Here is a 17,413-nt window from a genome sequence, read left to right as displayed (position 1 = left end):
CGATGAATCTGACTGAACCCCGCGAACTGGCACCCTTGCTGGAAGCTTTTCTCTTGGCCTCGGGCAAGCCGCAATCTTTGGAGCGCCTGTTCGAACTCTTTGAAGAGGCCGAACGTCCCGAACCGCCGGTGTTCAAGAAGGCGTTGGAGATCCTGCGCAAGTCCTGCGACGGTCGCGCCTTTGAATTGCGTGAAGTGGCGTCGGGTTATCGCCTGCAGATCCGCGAGAAATTTTCCCCTTGGGTGGGGCGCTTGTGGGAAGAACGCCCGCAGCGTTACTCACGGGCGATGCTGGAGACCATGGCGTTGATCGCCTATCGCCAGCCGATCACTCGGGGCGAGATCGAAGATGTGCGGGGCGTGGCGGTCAACAGCCATATCGTCAAGACGTTGCTGGAGCGCGAGTGGATCCGCATCGTCGGCTACCGTGACGTGCCCGGCAAACCGGCGATGTTCGCCACCACCAAGGTGTTCCTCGACCACTTCAACCTGAAAAACCTCGACGACCTGCCGCCCTTGGCCGAACTGCGCGAGATGGAAGCCGAACCGGTGCTCGACTTCGACGACGCGCCGGTACCGGCCAGCTTGCAGGAACTGGCCGACGCCAGCGCCGAGCCGGAAGAGCCGAAAGACGAAACCAGTTTCCATACGTTGCTGTTGGAACTGGACGACATGGAGCAGGGCATCAAGACCGATTTTGATGATGTGCTGCGCGATGGCGCCGTCGAGCCTGAGATTCAGGTGAACGTTGAGCCCGAGCCTGACGTCGAAGCAGACATCCTCGGTGTTGCCGATGCCCGGGAAAAACTGCTGGCCGCCGTCGCCGCCCTCGAACAGCCGCCGTTGAGCGATGAGGAAGACGAAGCCCGGGCGCTGGCCGAGGCCATCGAAAACGAACGCCGCCAATTCGAAGACTGACGCAATGATCGTTCCCGCGCTCCGCGTGGGAATGTCGCCTTGGACGCTCCGCGTCCGCTGTGACGCGGAGCGTCACGGGATGCATTACCACGCGAAGCGTGGGAACGAGAGCCTTAGCGATGACTTCCACCAAAGACCCCTGCATCAGCATCTGCAAGTTCAACGACGACATCTGCGTCGGCTGTGGCCGCAGCAAGCGCGAAATCCGTGCCTGGAAAAAACTCGACAAAGTCGACAAGCGCACGGTGCTGGCCGAAGCCGAGCTGCGCCTGCTGGCCCTGGGTGCCACCGGCCGGCGGAAAAGCAAATGATTGTGCCTGGATCGGCTAGTCTCTGATGCGCAACGCGCGGCATGCGCGTATGATTCGCGACCCTTTGCCGAGCTATTCGGCCAAAGCCCCGCTTTCAACACTCTTCAGGCAACGCCTGAATCGACCCACCGGGAGGTGCTTAAGATGAACGACAAAGACCAGAACGACAGCCAGGAAATCGGCCCAGCAGGCGAAAAACTGCAAAAGGTGCTGGCGCGTATCGGCGTGGGCTCGCGCCGCGATGTCGAAGCCTGGATCACCCAGAAGCGCATCAAGGTCAACGGCGTCGAGGCTACCCTTGGCCAGCGCGTCGACCTGCACGATGCAATCACCATCGATGGCAAGGTCATCAAGCGTGAAGAGGCGGCCGAATCGGTACGCCGCGTGATCATGTACAACAAGCCCGATGGCGAGATCTGCACCCGTGATGACCCGGAAGGCCGTCCGACCGTGTTCGACAAGATGCCCAAGCCCAAAGAGGGCCGCTGGATCAACATCGGTCGCCTCGACATCAACACCACGGGCCTGCTGATGTTCACCACCGACGGTGAGTTGGCCAACCGCCTGATGCACCCGTCCTACGAGATGGACCGTGAATACGCCGTGCGTGTGCGCGGTGAAGTCGATGACGAGATGATCGAACGCCTCAAGGCCGGCGTGGTGCTGGAAGACGGCCCAGCCAAGTTCACCGACATCAAGCAGGCGCCAGGTGGCGAAGGGTTCAACCACTGGTACCACTGCGTGGTGATGGAAGGCCGTAACCGCGAAGTGCGTCGCCTGTGGGAATCCCAGGGCCTGGTGGTCAGCCGCCTGAAGCGCGTGCGTTTCGGCCCGGTGTTCCTGAACTCCGACCTGCCGATGGGCCGCTGGCGCGAAATGAGCCAGTACGAAGTCGACATCCTCAGTGCCGAAGTTGGCCTGACGCCGGTGGCCATGCCGCAGATGAACGCCAAGAGCAAAGACAAGCTTGAGCGTATGCAGCGTAAGTCGTCGCGCCCGGTGGCCCGTACCGAACGTGTTGCGCGCACCGTGCGCCCGGCGTTGAACGCTCCGGCCACTGGTGGTCGCATCTCGCGTGAGCCGCAGATCGAAGGTGAGCGTCGTCCAACCGCGCCATCGCGTCAGGAAGGTGACCGCGCGCCACGTACGCCGCGCCCAGCGCCGACGGGTGGCCGCAGCAACCGTGGTGAAGCGGAGCGCCCCGCTGACAACGCCAGCACCAAGCGTCCAGCCAAGCCTGCGGCTAACAAGCGCCCTGGCCCGAAACTGGTAGCGGACGAGCCGTCGGGCAAGCGCCGTGGCGCGCCGGCCGGTTCCGGTCAGCGTCCTGGGTTTGGTCGCAAGAAGCCGCAGTGATGTCTTAAGCGCTGCACAAAAAAACGCCAACCTTCGGGTTGGCGTTTTTTTTGATTCAAATTTGAAATGCGCTCAATTGTGGGAGGGGGCTTGCTCCCGATAGCGGTGTATCAGCTTGCATAAGCATCGGCTGAACCACCGCAATCGGGAGCAAGCCCCCTCCCACATTTGGGTCTCCAGTGTTTTCGAGACCGGTGTTCAGAACGCAAACGTTCCATCAAACACCGGCTTGTCATCCAGCGCCAACACGCCGCTGGCAAAGATCAAGTCCAGGTGATGGCTGCCTTTCTGCCCGCCACCCAACCCCAGGTGCAAGCCGCAATGGCGCTCCTCAAAACCTGCGTTGCGCGCATACAAATCCTTCACGCCTTCATTGGTGCCAATCCCCAATTCCTCCACACGGCGGTTGGACGGGTTGGCATTCAGGTACTTGTTGAAGTCATCCGCCAGCCCCGGCACGTCGCTGGCCACGCTGCAGATGGTGGAGTTCTCGATCCACAGTTCCAGGGGTGACTCCAGCACGCCGTATTTGCGCGCAAAAGGGATGGTGCTGAGAAAGGTGCCGACAAACCGCACTTGCCCGTTGATGGCTTCGCTGTGGGTGGCAATCTCGCCAGGGGCCAGGTCGTGGTTGCCGACGCCGTTGATATTGGTCCACTTCTTGATGCTGCTCATTGGTGCTTCAAGGCGTGAGCCGTGCTTGTCGGTGAAGCTCAGCACGCTGGCCTCGGACATGCGCCGGATCAACGTGGCGTTGAGGTCGGCGATGCGCTGCGGTTCGACGCTGAAAGTGTCGTAGAAATAGTCGCCGTAGTCCTTGAACAGCAGCGACTTTTTCCAATGTTCGGCCATGACGCCGTGCAACGCGCGGATGAAGTCCGGGCCTTCGGCACGCGGGTTGGGCAGGGTCGAGGAATCGTAGAGAAACAGGTACAGGTCGCAGGCTTCGATGGCCTGGGCCAGGGTTTCGCTGGCGCTCAGGTCCAGGCGCTGCACCTGGAAATTGAAACGGGCGGCGCTGCCCTGGGTGATTGCCTGGGCGATGGCGTCGTAGCGTTCGGTATGGCCCAGCAGCACGGTAGGGCGGTTCACGCCCTGAAGGGCCGGGTGGTGAGCGAGATAGTAGAGAAAATGTTCGACAGCGCGGGCCTTGTCCATGACGAGTGTCCTTCTGTGCCTTGGGTAAGGGGGCAGGTGCCGTGCACGACACCTGCCGGATGCCTGCCGGGTGTTAGAAAGGCCACATCGCGGTGCCAAATGGCACAACGGCATCAGCTTGCATCATTTCAACGGCGGCCTCATGGGTCGGCGCTTCAAACCAATCGTCAAGTTGCAGTTCAGTTTCCAGGTCTTTTTCCAGTGCTTGCATGGTGTATCTCCTAGAGGACGTTGTTTGAGAACGGCTTGCCAGCGGCTCGCAGGCAAGTGAAGAGAACCTAGGAGAGAGTGTTTCAAAATGCAAAATATTTATTGACACGGTTTCATTTGGATTTTTTCTTCCGTTTTTTTGACGCTATTTTTTATTCAGGTAAAACAGCGGATTGGCTGAACCGATTCTTCAGACGAGTCTGACTGACAATTTTCCGTAAACCGTCATTTGAGCCTGACCGTAAAGCCAGTTTTCCGCTGCGTAACGTTAAGTTTACGTTATCGTCCTGCCCGCTTTGGGTGCAAATCCCCTGTAAGGAATACCTGACAGATTGTCGGGTGCACGTTCGTGGTGCGTGCCGAAGCTGTCGAGCGGTGTACAATGCGCCGCGTTTTACTGTGACCCCCTCTTGCGTACCCACGCAAAGGCCAAGACCCAGGGTGTATCCGCCCTGATCACTCCGTCCGGCCACGAGCCAGACGGGTTCGATTTCGTCACAGATAAAAACAAACAGGTGACGCATGACCGCTAGAAAGACGCTGTACTCCTGGTGCCTGCGCTGGGGTTTGAGCGGCGCTGCTTGAGTCGGTAATTCAAGGCAGCAACCTGCATTCAACCTCTTCAAACCTTGCGTGAGACCTTTTTCATGAGTGGACCCCATTCTTCTTCAGGCGAGCTGAAACGCGGCCTGAAAAATCGGCATATCCAGTTGATCGCCCTCGGTGGCGCCATCGGCACCGGTCTGTTCCTCGGCTCGGCCGGGGTACTCAAGTCTGCCGGCCCATCGATGATCCTGGGCTATGCCATCTGCGGCTTTATCGCCTTCATGATCATGCGCCAGCTCGGCGAAATGATCGTCGAAGAGCCGGTCGCCGGTTCCTTCAGCCATTTTGCCCACAAGTATTGGGGCGGTTTCGCCGGTTTCCTGTCGGGCTGGAACTGCTGGATTTTGTACATCCTGGTGGGGATGTCGGAGCTGACCGCAGTCGGCAAATACGTGCACTACTGGTGGCCGGAGATTCCGACCTGGGTCTCGGCGGCGGCGTTCTTCGTGCTGATCAACCTGATCAACCTGGCCAACGTCAAAGTCTTCGGTGAAGCCGAGTTCTGGTTCGCGATCATCAAGGTAGTGGCCATCGTCGGCATGATTGCCCTGGGCAGCTACCTGCTGGTCAGTGGCAGCGGTGGTCCGCAAGCTTCGGTGAGCAACCTGTGGGACCACGGCGGCTTTTTTCCCCATGGCGTGGGCGGATTGGTGATGGCCATGGCGATCATCATGTTTTCCTTCGGTGGCCTGGAAATGCTCGGGTTTACCGCCGCCGAAGCGGACCAGCCACGCACCGTGATCCCCAAGGCGATCAATCAGGTGATCTACCGCATCCTGATTTTCTACATCGGCGCGTTGGTGGTGCTGTTGTCGCTGACGCCGTGGGACAGCCTGCTGGCCACCCTTAATGCGTCGGGCGATGCCTACAGCGGCAGCCCTTTCGTGCAAGTGTTCTCGATGCTGGGCAGCAACACCGCCGCGCATATTCTCAACTTTGTGGTATTGACGGCGGCGCTGTCGGTTTACAACAGCGGCACCTACTGCAACAGCCGCATGCTGTTGGGCATGGCCGAGCAGGGTGACGCGCCGAAAGCGCTGGCCAAGATCGACAAGCGTGGGGTGCCGGTGCGTTCGATCCTGGCGTCGGCGGCGGTCACCCTGGTGGCGGTGTTGATGAACTATTTCATCCCGCAGCATGCGCTGGAGTTGCTGATGTCGCTGGTAGTGGCCACGTTGGTGATCAACTGGGCGATGATCAGCTTCTCCCACTTCAAATTCCGTCAGCACATGGACCGCACCGGCCAGGTGCCGCTGTTCAAGGCGCTGTGGTACCCCTACGGCAACTGCGTCTGCCTGGCGTTCGTGGTGTTTATCCTGGTGATCATGCTGATGATTCCGGGTATCCAGGTGTCGGTGTATGCGATCCCGGTGTGGGTGGCGTTTATGGCTCTGTGCTATTGGTTGAAAAACAAGCGTAAGGCACAAACCGCCCTGGTCACGCCACAGACGGTGCTTGAGTAACCTCGTTTACCCTGAATAAAGAACCCGGCGTATCGCCGGGTTTTTTTGGACTGGCGGGACGCGTGGCGTATGCTGGTCAGCCTGAATCACGGACCCGTTCCAATGCTGGTAATTTCCCACAACGTGCACCTGCCCGACGCCGAAATCGAGCTGACCGCCATTCGCGCCCAGGGCGCCGGTGGGCAGAACGTCAACAAGGTGTCGAGTGCGGTGCACCTGCGTTTTGATATTCCGGCCTCGTCGCTGCCAGAGTTTTACAAGGAGCGGCTGTTGGCATTACGCGACAGCCGCATCACCAGTGAAGGCGTGCTGGTGCTCAAGGCCCAGCAATATCGCACCCAGGAACAGAACCGCGCCGATGCGCTGGAGCGCCTGGTGGAGTTGATCCTCAGCGCCACCAAGGTCGAGAAGAAACGCCGCCCGACCAAGCCGACCCTGGGCTCGAAAAAGCGTCGCCTCGAATCCAAGACCAAGCGCGGCAGCATCAAGGCCGGGCGCGGCAAGGTCGACTTCTAGGCCTCGCGTGCTTCGCGGGCCCTGGGCGCCTGGCGGTACAGGTACACACTCAGCAGCAAGCCACCCAGGGCGGCGAGGGCGGCGAACAGGAAGATCGATGCAAAGCCGAAACCTGCCGCCACAGCCCCGGCCAATGGCCCGGTGATACCCAGCGATAAGTCGATGAACAACGAATAAGCCCCCACCGCCGAACCGCGACTTGAGGCGGGCACCAGGTTGACCGCTTCCACCCCCAGCGCCGGAAATACCAGGGAAAAGCCAAACCCGCTCAACGCCGCGCCCGCCAGGGCCAGGTTGGCGTCCGGCGCCAGCCACAGCAACAACAGCCCAAGGATTTCCACCGACAGGCAGGCAATCGCCACGCGAAACCCGCCGATACGGTTGATCAGGTTGCCGAACAGCAGGCGCGCACCGATAAAGCTGGCGCCAAACAAGCTCAAGGCCCACACCGCGTTATCCCAGTGCTGGGTGGTGTAATACAAAGTGATAAAGGTTGCGATGGTGCCAAAGCCGATGGAGCCCAACGCCAGCGCGCAGCCGTGCGGTAACACCCGCCCCAGCACGTTCATGAACGGCAGGCGCACGCCGGTCACGATGGGCGCGGCAACCTTGTTCCAGGCCAGCAACAGGCCGACTGCCGCCAGCAGGAGGATGCTCACGCCCATGCTCCACAGTCCGAAACTTCTTACCAGTAATACGCCCAACGGCGCACCGACCGCCAAGGCGCCATAACTGGCGATGCCATTCCAGGAGATGACCTTGGCGGTGTTCGCCGCACCGACCCGGCCGATGCCCCACCCGATGGCGCCCGAGCCCACCAGGCTTTCAGCACTGCCCAACACCAGGCGACCGATCAGCAGGCTGGCGAGGCTCAAGGCCGGCAGGCTTGAAAACCACGCCGCGAGCAGCATGAACACACCGCTCAAGCCACACCCCGCCAGGCCGATCAACACCGCGCGCTTGCTGCCCAGGTTGTCGATGATTTTGCCCGCGTACGGGCGGCTCAGCAGGGTGGCCAGGTACTGCACGCTGATCACCAGGCCGGCAATCACCGCGCCATAGCCCAGTTCGCTATGCACATAGCCCGGCAAAACGGCCAGGGGGATGCCGATATTCAGGTAACCGATAAAGGTGAACAGCACGATGGAAACGACTTGCAGCGTGACCGCCATGGGGCGCTGGGTATCTGGCATGGGAGAGGTCCACTGTCGCAGCAGGTAAAGATAGGCTGCTAATGATACCGGTGGTTTGGCTCGCGTAGGGCGTTAAAGCGCAAAAACCTCAGATCGGGAAGACCTCAGGTTTGCGCAGGGGCCAGCAGTTGGGTGGTGACCAGGGCGGCCAAGGCGTTTTCCTGGGTGCCGAAGCGCTTGAGCAATGTTGCTTGTTTGTCCGCGCTGAGGCGGTTCCACACCTCGATCATTTGCAAGGCGGCGTCGAGGACGGCGGTGTCCGGGGAATCGGGAAGGGTGTCGGTCATGGCGGGTATCCCAGTTCAGGCAGTGTGGAAAACGCTTGAAGTGGCGCTTTCCACACGGTCTGGTACGGCGTCAGTCCTGGCGTTTGCTGTCGACTGGTTTGGCTTGTTTGGCTTCAGGCTGCTTTGGGCTGGCCTGCTGCGGTGTTGGCTGCTCTGTTGGGTGCAGGCTTGGGAAGGGGAGATTAGGTATCTCGTGCATCGTCGTCGCTCCTCGCAAGGTCTGTTCTAAATCGCGTGTGATTGCGCGCTCTCAAAAAGCCTTGGCAGGATACAGCACCGTAAATGACAAATAGACTTTTATATCCACGAAAACTAGAACGGCACCTTGCCCAGAATCATGTCGCGGTACATCACAAAATCACCCAGCAGGCTGTAAAACGGGTGCTGAAAGGTCGCCGGGCGGTTTTTTTCAAAGAAGAAGTGGCCGATCCAGGCAAAGCTGTAGCCGGCAATCGGCACGGCCAGCAGCAGGCCCAGCGAGCCTCGACCCACGGCATACGCCAGAATGCCGATCACGAGGGTGGTGCCGATAAAGTGCAGGCGCCGGCAGGTGCTGTTGCCATGCTCTGCCAGGTAATACGGGTAAAACTCGGCGAAGCTGTTGAATCGCTTGAGATTTTCCACTGTGGCCGGCCCTTTGATTGTTATGCCGCCCAACAGATGTTCGGCGGGGAGCTTATTGGAGTCTAGAGTGATCGATGGTTACAGCCAGTGACAATAGATGCCACTTTAGTATCCTTGCCTTCCTGGCCTGCCATTCAGGCCAGCTTTATTCAAGAAGACGCCATGAGCGAACGAACAACTTCTGCAAGCTGGGCGATGGGGATAGTCAAGGCCTTGGAAATGGACGGCCTGGATTGCCGGGCCCTGTTCCAACAACTGGGGCTGGACTACGCCGCCCTCAGTGATCCCGACGCGCGGTTTGCGCAAGACGCCATGACCCGTTTGTGGCAGCGCGCGGTGCAGGTGTCGGGCAACCCGGCAATTGGCCTGAACATGGGGAAAGTGGTGCGCCCGGCATCGTTTCATGTGGCCGGTTATGCCTTGATGTCCAGCAACACCCTGGCCGAAGGCTTTGGGCGCCTGGTGCGTTACCAGCGCATCATCGCCGAAAGCGCCGACTTGAGCTTCCGCTTGTTACCCGAGGGTTATGCGCTGATTCTGACAGTGCACGGTGACCATCTGCCGCCCACCCGGCAAAGCGCCGAAGCCTCGCTGGCCAGCGCGTTGGCGCTGTGCGGCTGGCTCACCGGGCGAACCCTGCAACCGCGTAAAGTACTGTTGCAAGGCGCTCAGCCGGTCGACCTGGCGCCCTATAAACAGGTGTTCCATGCGCCGCTGGAATTCAATGCGCCCTATGACGCGCTGATTTTCGAACAGGCTGACATGGATGCCCCGCTGCCCACGGCCAACGAGGCCATGGCGCTGCTGCATGATCGGTTTGCCGGTGAATACCTGGCGCGCTTTTCCGAAAGCCGCGTGACCCACAAGGCACGGCAAGTGCTGTGCCGCCTGCTGCCCCAGGGCGAACCCAAGCGCGAAGTGGTGGCGCAGACGTTGCACCTGTCCCAGCGTACCTTGCAGCGGCGTTTGCAGGAGGAGGGCACCAGCTTCCAGACCCTGCTCGATGACACCCGCCGCGAGCTGGCCGAGCAATACCTGGCGCAGCCGAGCATGACCTTGCTGGAAATTGCCTACCTGTTGGGGTTCGCCGACCCGAGCAACTTCTTTCGCGCGTTTCGCCGCTGGTTCGACGCCACGCCCGGCGAATACCGGGCGCGGTTGCTGCAAGCGAGCGTCAGTGACGCCAGAACGCCGGAATACAAAGCACAAACACCGTAATAATTTCCAGCCGCCCCAGCAGCATGCCCAGCGACAGAATCCACTTGGCCGCATCCGGCAGGCTGGCGAAGTTGCCGGCCGGGCCGATGGTTTCACCCAGGCCGGGGCCGACGCCGGATACAGTGCTGGCCGCGCCGGTCAACGCGGTCATCCAGTCCAGCCCCAGCAGTGACAGGGCCAGCGCGATGGCGCAGATGGTGATGGCGAAGAAAAACGAAAAAGTCAGGATCGAGCGCACGATTTCTTCGTCGAGACGATGGCCGTTGTACTTCTGTTTGATCACCGCGCGTGGGTGAATCAGCTGGTTAAGGTTGGCCTTGAGCAGGATATAGGCGACCTGGAAGCGGAAGATCTTGATCCCGCCGGCGGTAGAACCCGAACAGCCGCCGATAAAGCCCAGGTAGAAGAACAGCATCAGTGAGAAGTTACCCCAGAGGCTGTAGTCCCCCAGCGCGAAACCGGTGGTGGTCACCACCGAGGTGACGTTCAGCGCCACATGGCGAAGGGCTTCCAGCCAGTGCAGGTTGGTGGTCCACCAATACCAGGTGCCAAGTACCAGCCAGGTCACCAGCAGCAGGCCGAGCAAACCCTGCACCTGCTGGTCCTTGATCAGCGCCTGGCGGTTGCCGCGCAATGTCGCCACATACAGGGTGAACGGCAAGCTGCCGAGGATCATCACCACGACCGCCACCCAGTGCACCGCCGGTTGCTTCCAGTGCGCCAGGGATTCATCGGAGGTGGAAAACCCACCGGTGGAAATCGCCGACATGGCGTGGTTGATCGCATCGAACAACCCCATCCCGGCCCACCAGAACGCCAGGCTGCCGAGGATGGTGATGCCCACATACGCCGCAACGATCAGCCGCGCCACCATATGGGAGCGTGGCATGACCTTTTCCGAACGGTCCGAAGATTCGGTCTGGAACAGGCGCATGCCGCCGATGCGCAGCAGGGGCAGGATCGCCACCGCCATGCCGATAAAGCCGATGCCGCCGAGCCAGTGCAACAGCGAGCGCCACATCAGGATGCCCGGCGACATGCTGTCCAGCCCACTCAACACCGTGGACCCGGTGGCTGTGATGCCGGACATGCTTTCAAAAAACGAGTCGGTGTAGCTGATGTGCTGGGTCAGCAAAAACGGCAGCGCCGCGAACACGCACACCACCACCCAGCTTGTCACCGTCAGCAGGTACATGTCCCGTGGGCGCAGGTGCACATGCTCGGGGCGACCGGGAATGACCAGGGCCAGGCCGGCGATAAAGGTGATCATGCTGGCCCACAGGAAAGACGGCAGGTCGCCGGTGCGTTCGAAGATCACCAGGGTGGCCATGGGCACGACCATGGCGATCGCCAGCGTGATCAGGAAGATGCCGATGATGAAACCGATGATGCGCAGGGTCGGCAACGCCATGAAGTTCGCTCTGAAGATTGGGCAGAGGCGCCATTCTACCTGCGGTGCAGGTCTTGTAAACCGAGGGTTTGGACGCGACATAGCGCAAATTGTGGGAGGGGGCTTGCTCCCGATGGCGCCGGGTCAGCAAATACATTTGTCACTGACACACCGCTATCGGGAGCAAGTCGAATCGTCGCACCGCCCCTCCCACATAGGTTTTGTGGTGAAGAGGGCGCAAAAAAGGCGACCCGCAGGTCGCCTCATTCAACTGCGCCTTGATCAGAACTCGTGATCAGCGCTGTCCGGGTTCAGGTCGCTGATGCCCAGTTTGCCCGCAGCGGCTTCGATTGAACCGGTCTGCTTGACCAGCGCAGCGATTGCGTCACGTACGATCTGGTTACCCGCATCGTTACCGGCTGCGATCAACTGGTCGTAGTGCTCGCCCTTGGCGGCGTGGTCAACCATCACCTGGATCTTCGCTTCGGTCGCCGCCAGGTCAGCCTTGAGGGCTGCATCGGCCGCCGGGTCGGCTTTCGCCACCAGGGACGACAGGCTCGGGCCGGTCAGCTTGTTGCCGTCGACGCGGGTGTACTCGCCCAGGTAGACGTTGCGAATGCCCTTGGCGTCATAGAAGTGCGAGTTATGCGTGTTGTCGCTGAAGCAGTCCTGCTCGTCTTCCGGCGAGTTGGCCTCCAGGGACACCTTCATGCGTTCGCCGGCCAGCTCGCCGAGGGACAGGCTGCCCATGCCGAACAACATTTTGCGCAGGCCGTCGGTAGCCGGTTCCGACTCCAGGGTGGCGCGGTAGTTGTCTTCGACGTTGGGCTTCCAGTTGCCGACCATTTCCTGCAGGTCGCTGACCAGCAGTTGGGTCACGGCGCGCAGGTAGGTACGACGACGCTCGTTGTGGCCGCCGGTGGCACCGTCACCGGTCATGTAATCCGAGGCCGGGCGGTTACCCGCGCCTGGACCGGTACCGTTGAGGTCCTGGCCCCAGAGCAGGAATTCGATTGCGTGATAGCCGGTGGCGACGTTGGCTTCGGAACCGCCCAGCTCATTGAGGCTGGCGAGTTTTTCCGGGGTAATCTCCTTGACGTCGACCTTGTCTTCGCCGACCTGGACCTCGGTATTGGCGATGATGTTGGCGTTGGCGCCTGGATTGCCCAGTGCGTGTTCGTAGGATTTGTCGACATAGTCGATCAGCCCCTCGTCCAGGGGCCAGGCGTTCACCTGGCCTTCCCAGTCGTCGATGATGGTGTTGCCGAAGCGGAACACTTCACTCTGCAGGTAAGGTACGCGCGCAGCGATCCAGGCGGTACGGGCCGCTTTGAGCGTGTCGTCGTTCGGGTTGGCCAGGAAGGTGTCGATGGCGGTCTGCAGGGTTTTCGCGGTGGACTCGGCGTCGCTGTACACCGCAAACACCATGTCTGCGTAATGCGCGACCACGGCCTTGGCGGCAGCCTCGTCGACCTGGCCCGCAGGCGCGGCTGGCGCTGGGGCGGTAGTGCTGGCAGCGGCAGGCGCCTGAGGCGCGGCGGCCTTGTCTTTACCTTCGCCGCAACCGGCGAGAGAAATGGCGATAGCCAGCAGACTGGCGGTGGCCAGGGGCATACGAATCATGGCGAACATCCTGCTTCGGTTGTTGATAGGGCGCGCGCGCGGGCGCAAAAGCTGCGACATAATGCGAAAGATTTGCATTTTGTGTAAAGGCTTATACGCGTGAAATATTTGGAATCGTTCGGCCCGCTCAAAGAATCGCCGCGTTATTGCGTTCCGATTGCTTCAAGTAAGCCGCCAACTCCCGGGCCGGCAGCGGTTTGCTGTAGTAGTAACCCTGGCCTTCATGGCAGCCCTCGGAAATGATGTAGGCCTCCTGTTCGGCGGTCTCCACGCCTTCGGCAATCACCTGCATGCCCAGGCTTTTGCCCAGTTGGATAATCGCCCGCACGATGGTCGCATCGTCGTCTACGTCCAGCAGGTCCTGGACGAAGCTCTTGTCGATCTTGATCTTGTCCAGCGGCAGGCTTTTGAGGTAACTGAGGGATGAATAGCCGGTGCCGAAGTCATCGATGGCGATCAGCGCCCCCGAACGACGCAGGCTCAACAGGTGTTGGGCCGCAGTGCTGATGTCTTCCATCAGGCCCGTTTCGGTGACTTCCAGCTCCAGGCTGCGCGGCGGCAGGCGATAAATCTGCATCAGGTTGTTGACCACCCGCGGCAATTCGGTGTGGTGCAACTGCACGGTGGACAGGTTGACCGCCATGCGCAGCTCGGTGAAGCCCTGGTCATGCCACTCGCGCAGTTGGCGGCACGCCTGGTCAAGCACCCATTCGCCGATGGGAATGATGGTGCCATTCTGTTCCGCCAGCGGGATGAACAGGTCCGGCGGAACCAGGCCGTGTTCCGGGTGCTGCCAGCGAATCAACGCCTCTACACCGACCACGCGCAGGTCGCGATAGCTGATCTGCGGTTGGTACACCAAGTGGAACTGGTCGCGGCTCAAGGCATCGCGCAGGTCTTTTTCCAGCTCGCGGCGCCGACGCATTTCGCTGTCGACGCTGGCGATATAGAACTGATAACGGTTGCGCGAGCGGCTTTTGGCCAGGGTCATGGTCTGTTCGGCCTTTTGCAGCAATTTCTCCGTGCTGTCGCCGTCTTCCGGGAACAAGGTGATGCCGATGGTGGCGCGCAAACGAATCTGGTCCTGGTCGAGGGCGAATTCCGCTTCCAGGTCATCCAGAATGCTTTGCGCCAGTTCGGCGGCTTCGTAGGGCTGGTCGATATCGGCTTGCACCAGGGCGAACTGGTCGCCCCCCAGGCGTGCGAGCGCGCCGAGGCGACCGCTATGGGCGCGCAAACGATCGGCCAGTGCCAGCAGCAGTTTGTCGCCGTTCTGGTAGGTGAATTGTTCGTTGACGCTCTTGAAGTCATCCAACCCCACGCACAACACCGCCACCCGGCGCTGACGACGGCCTGCGTCGGTCAGGATCCTGTCCAGTTGCTCCTGCAACTTCTGGCGGTTCGGCAGGCCGGTGAGAAAGTCATACTGGGCCATGCGCAACAGGCTGGACTCGGCCGCGTGGCGCAGGTGGGTATTGCGTTCGATGGATTCGAGCAACTGGTTGGCGGTGTTTATCCACAGGCCCAGCTCGTTGCGCTCATGCCCCTTGAGCTGCGGGATCTTGTGCTCGCTGGGCCGGTCCGGGTTGATCGACGTCAGGTGTTCGATAATCCGCGACAGCGGTTTGGTCAGCAGCCAGTGGTACACCAGGTACAGCACCAGGCCCATGGCCAGGGCGCGCAGCACGCCGGAAATAAAGATGATTACTGAGCTGACAATAAAGCCTTCGCCGTAGGTGGCGGTGTCAAGGGTAATGCTCAGGTCGCCGTAGTACTCGCTGTAGGGGCCCTTGCCGACCAGGGCGGTGGTGAAGGTGCGTTCCTGTCCCAGAATCAGGTCGGTCAACCAGCGGCTGGAAGATTGCTGCAAGGCGCGGCTTTTTTCCGCGAGCATGGTTTCGTTGGGATGACCGATGGACGCGACGCGCACGGCGTCATCCTGAAACAGCCCTTCGATCACCTGCATGCCCATTTCGCGGTCCAGGCTATACACGGCCTGGGTCGAGGGGTCGCGAAACATGTCGAGAATACGTTGGGCATCACCGGCCACGGCCTGGCGCGTCTTGTAGGCATCGAACACGATCTGCGCCACGCTCAGCGCTACGCCCACGATCAATGCCGAGAGCAAGACAACCCGTAGCAACTTCACCGACAAGCTGTTTTTGAGTTCCAGCTTCAAAGGGGCATTCCTTGTCTCATGCGGGTGGCCTTCAATATGCCATGAGTATTGGCAATCGGGCGATGGCAGTCAAAGGAACATTGGCGCGCAAGGCGACTTCACACCTGACAGAAAGGAAAAAACCAGAAAAACGGCGGATTCGTTCCGCCGTCTGACTGTTTGACTAACGCGCTGCATGCCAACGGTAGCTTGGCATTTCAAACGCATTGATTAACTGACTGAAAAATCAATCTTCGGCGGTGGCGGTGGCATGTTGTCCTCACCGGGGCGCTCTGGTGCTTTCGCGCCACCTTCATCGCCGCCGCCACCTGCACCACCGGCAAGACCTTTCATCAGGCCGCTGATGAGTTGCATCGCCATTTGCCCGCCTGCTTTTCCGATTTCTTCCATCTTTTTTCTCCAGAAGAGCGCGAGAGGGTTATTCCTCTCACTCTGTGCGTGGCAAATTCCCTTCGGCGAGTTCCAGGATTCCAATCAACTCGCTACTTTCCAGCGCCCATGAAAAAGCCCGGCAATCGCCGGGCTCTTTCTACTGCAAGCGTTGCTTAGGCAGTGAAGGTCTTGCCTTCGAACTGCTCGGCCACGAACTTCCAGTTGACCAGGTTCCAGAACGCTTCTACATACTTCGGACGCACGTTGCGGTAGTCGATGTAGTAGGCGTGTTCCCAGACATCGCAGGTCAGCAGCGGGGTGTCGCCGTTGGTCAGCGGGTTGCCTGCGCCGATGGTGCTGGCCAGGGCCAGGGAACCGTCAGCCTTCTTCACCAGCCAGCCCCAACCGGAACCGAAGGTGCCGATGGACGTCTTGCTGAACTCTTCCTTGAACTTGTCGAACGAACCGAACGCAGCGTTGATGGCTTCAGCCAGTGCGCCGGTAGGTTGGCCGCCGGCGTTTGGCGCCAGGCAGTTCCAGTAGAACGTGTGGTTCCAGACCTGAGCGGCGTTGTTGAAGATACCGCCCGAGGAAGACTTGACGATTTCTTCCAGGGTCTTGCCTTCGAACTCGGTGCCTGGCACCAGGTTGTTCAGGTTCACGACATAGGTGTTGTGGTGCTTGTCGTGGTGATACTCCAGGGTTTCCTTGGAGATGTGCGGCTGCAGGGCATCGTGTGCGTAGGGCAGCGGCGGCAATTCGAAAGCCATGATGATTCTCCTAATCAGGTCAGTTGCGGTGAGCGCAAGGCCGATCACGGGCGGCCAAACAAGCGCCGGCGAGTCTGTACTCTTTGCGGCGCAAGTTCGGGATCATAGCACCGGGGGTGCGGCAAAACCACGCAACAACTGTGTGGGATAGAGGTTCCAGAGCCTTTTGGAATAAGTTCATGGCGCACTGATTAATTGGTAGGCCACGCTGAACATCATCACGGCCACCAGCAGGTCCAGCAGGCGCCAGGTGGCCGGGCGTGCCAGCCAGGGCGCCAACCACGCCGCGCCGAGGGCCAGCGTTGCGAACCACAGCAACGAAGCGCTGGCGGCGCCTGCTACATACGCGCCCGGTTCGGTTTGCTGCGCGCCCAGTGAGCCGATCAACAGCACGGTGTCCAGGTACACGTGGGGGTTGAGCAGGGTTACCGCCAGGGCGCTGAGCAGCACCGCGCGCAATGAGCGCACCTTGAGGTGTGCGCCTTGCTCCAGGCTCTGTTTCGAAAACGCTCGACGCAATGCCAGGGTGCCGTACCACAGCAGGAACGCCGCGCCGCCCCAACGGGCAATGCCCAGCAGCAGCGGGCTTTGCGCCAGTACCGTCGCCAGGCCGAATACGCCGGCTGCCACCAGCAATGCATCGCACACCACGCACAACGCGGCCACCGGCAGGTGATGTTCGCGGCGCAGGCTTTGCGCCAAGACAAAGGCGTTTTGGCTGCCGATCGCCATGATCAGGCCGAGGGACACCAACAGCCCATTCAGATAGCTTTGCCACATTGGGTTTACTCCGCGTCCGCCGCCAACTGGTGCAACACATGCATGGCGCGCTCGGCATCCGCGCGACCGACAAACAGGTGGTCGTGGTAATAACCGGCGATCACGTTGCAACTGATACCGGCCTGACCCAGCGCGCTGGCGAACGCGGCGGTCAGGCCCACCGCTTCGAGGGCTGAATGCACATTCAAGGTGATCCATGCCGCCACATAGTCGAATGCCAGGCCGGCCTGCTCGGCGTGCCGGCGTTCCAGGATCAACGTCAGGCCTTCCTGCTCGCGAAAGCTGCCGATCACCTCGCAACCGGCCGGGATGCGGTGATCGGGCAGGGTGCAGAATACGTAGTCACCGTCATTGAGCTGAGGGCTCATGCTGCGCAACAGGGTTGCCAGGGAAGTTTCGCCAACCATGGAAGGTTCCTTATAAAGAGAGAAGCGATGCTG

Annotated in this window: 18 protein-coding genes; 6 read left to right on the top strand and 12 right to left on the bottom strand. The window is 60.6% G+C overall.

Translation table 11 applies throughout. The features are described 5' to 3' along the window. The first annotated feature begins 2 nt into the window (after window positions 1-2). The 3 genes from scpB (at window position 3) to rluB (ending at window position 2,584) form a co-directional block, all read left to right on the top strand. A complete protein-coding gene (scpB, locus tag C4J85_RS21130; RefSeq protein ID WP_124410637.1) occupies window positions 3-917 on the top strand; it encodes an SMC-Scp complex subunit ScpB in 915 nt (304 codons plus the stop codon). A gap of 119 nt (window positions 918-1,036) precedes the next feature. After that, window positions 1,037-1,228 (top strand): DUF1289 domain-containing protein, encoded by a 192-nt coding sequence (locus C4J85_RS21125; protein ID WP_057723807.1) that lies wholly within the window; start codon window positions 1,037-1,039, stop codon window positions 1,226-1,228. 144 nt (window positions 1,229-1,372) lie between these two features. Beyond that, complete coding sequence (rluB, locus tag C4J85_RS21120; protein WP_124368135.1) at window positions 1,373-2,584, top strand: 23S rRNA pseudouridine(2605) synthase RluB; 1,212 nt, start codon at window positions 1,373-1,375, stop codon at window positions 2,582-2,584. Between the two features lie 198 nt (window positions 2,585-2,782). Here the strand turns inward: rluB and C4J85_RS21115 are convergent, their stop codons facing one another. Beyond that, entirely contained in the window at window positions 2,783-3,742 is a 960-nt protein-coding gene (locus C4J85_RS21115) for a leucyl aminopeptidase (RefSeq protein ID WP_124368134.1), read from the bottom strand. Window positions 3,743-3,815: 73 nt separating this feature from the next. Further along, entirely contained in the window at window positions 3,816-3,953 is a 138-nt protein-coding gene (locus C4J85_RS27545) for a hypothetical protein (protein ID WP_003237751.1), read from the bottom strand. Between the two features lie 646 nt (window positions 3,954-4,599). Here C4J85_RS27545 and C4J85_RS21110 point away from each other — a divergent pair. Next, on the top strand, window positions 4,600-6,021 hold the full coding sequence (locus tag C4J85_RS21110; protein WP_124405108.1) for an amino acid permease: 1,422 nt from the start codon (window positions 4,600-4,602) through the stop codon (window positions 6,019-6,021). 102 nt (window positions 6,022-6,123) lie between these two features. Then, window positions 6,124-6,537 carry an alternative ribosome rescue aminoacyl-tRNA hydrolase ArfB gene (gene arfB, locus C4J85_RS21105; protein WP_124410636.1) on the top strand — a complete coding sequence of 138 codons (414 nt, stop codon included), beginning with the start codon at window positions 6,124-6,126 and terminating at the stop codon, window positions 6,535-6,537. On the opposite strand, the gene C4J85_RS21100 is transcribed toward arfB, so the two are convergent. The 3 genes from C4J85_RS21100 to C4J85_RS21090 all read right to left on the bottom strand — a co-directional run bounded on the left by C4J85_RS21100 (window position 6,534) and on the right by C4J85_RS21090 (window position 8,641). Continuing rightward, a complete protein-coding gene (locus C4J85_RS21100; protein ID WP_124410635.1) occupies window positions 6,534-7,730 on the bottom strand; it encodes an MFS transporter in 1,197 nt (398 codons plus the stop codon). The two genes, arfB and C4J85_RS21100, sit on opposite strands and share 4 nt — an antisense overlap. A gap of 104 nt (window positions 7,731-7,834) precedes the next feature. Then, a complete protein-coding gene (locus C4J85_RS21095) occupies window positions 7,835-8,017 on the bottom strand; it encodes a hypothetical protein (protein ID WP_124410634.1) in 183 nt (60 codons plus the stop codon). 312 nt (window positions 8,018-8,329) lie between these two features. Beyond that, the gene (locus C4J85_RS21090; protein ID WP_124368130.1) at window positions 8,330-8,641 is read right to left on the bottom strand and encodes a DUF962 domain-containing protein; all 312 of its coding nucleotides are present in this window, start codon (window positions 8,639-8,641) and stop codon (window positions 8,330-8,332) included. A 162-nt stretch (window positions 8,642-8,803) separates the two neighbouring features. On the opposite strand from C4J85_RS21090, the gene C4J85_RS21085 reads away from it, so the two are divergent. Beyond that, on the top strand, window positions 8,804-9,859 hold the full coding sequence (locus C4J85_RS21085) for an AraC family transcriptional regulator (protein ID WP_124410633.1): 1,056 nt from the start codon (window positions 8,804-8,806) through the stop codon (window positions 9,857-9,859). Here C4J85_RS21085 and C4J85_RS21080 read toward each other — a convergent pair. From C4J85_RS21080 to C4J85_RS21050, 7 genes are all read right to left on the bottom strand, one after another. Further along, complete coding sequence (locus C4J85_RS21080; RefSeq protein WP_124410632.1) at window positions 9,816-11,270, bottom strand: TrkH family potassium uptake protein; 1,455 nt, start codon at window positions 11,268-11,270, stop codon at window positions 9,816-9,818. The genes C4J85_RS21085 and C4J85_RS21080 overlap by 44 nt on opposite strands. Window positions 11,271-11,531: 261 nt before the next feature. Beyond that, on the bottom strand, window positions 11,532-12,872 hold the full coding sequence (locus tag C4J85_RS21075) for an imelysin family protein (RefSeq protein WP_124364132.1): 1,341 nt from the start codon (window positions 12,870-12,872) through the stop codon (window positions 11,532-11,534). A 127-nt stretch (window positions 12,873-12,999) separates the two neighbouring features. Next, window positions 13,000-15,051 (bottom strand): bifunctional diguanylate cyclase/phosphodiesterase, encoded by a 2,052-nt coding sequence (locus tag C4J85_RS21070; protein ID WP_124368126.1) that lies wholly within the window; start codon window positions 15,049-15,051, stop codon window positions 13,000-13,002. Window positions 15,052-15,261: 210 nt separating this feature from the next. Beyond that, window positions 15,262-15,441, bottom strand: a complete 180-nt coding sequence (locus C4J85_RS21065) for a hypothetical protein (RefSeq protein ID WP_104504514.1) — start codon at window positions 15,439-15,441, stop codon at window positions 15,262-15,264. A 155-nt stretch (window positions 15,442-15,596) separates the two neighbouring features. Next, on the bottom strand, window positions 15,597-16,193 hold the full coding sequence (locus C4J85_RS21060) for a superoxide dismutase (protein WP_065949384.1): 597 nt from the start codon (window positions 16,191-16,193) through the stop codon (window positions 15,597-15,599). 177 nt (window positions 16,194-16,370) lie between these two features. Beyond that, window positions 16,371-16,973 carry a LysE/ArgO family amino acid transporter gene (locus C4J85_RS21055; RefSeq protein WP_124364130.1) on the bottom strand — a complete coding sequence of 201 codons (603 nt, stop codon included), beginning with the start codon at window positions 16,971-16,973 and terminating at the stop codon, window positions 16,371-16,373. Window positions 16,974-16,978: 5 nt separating this feature from the next. Continuing rightward, the gene (locus tag C4J85_RS21050; protein WP_124410631.1) at window positions 16,979-17,380 is read right to left on the bottom strand and encodes an ACT domain-containing protein; all 402 of its coding nucleotides are present in this window, start codon (window positions 17,378-17,380) and stop codon (window positions 16,979-16,981) included. Window positions 17,381-17,413 lie beyond the last annotated feature (33 nt).

Origin of the sequence: Pseudomonas sp. R4-34-07 (assembly GCF_003852375.1) — a bacterium.
In the GTDB taxonomy this organism is placed as follows: Bacteria; Pseudomonadota; Gammaproteobacteria; order Pseudomonadales; family Pseudomonadaceae; genus Aquipseudomonas.
The sequence above is the reverse complement of the archived record's forward strand: the minus strand, read 5'-3'. Positions and strand labels throughout refer to the sequence as shown.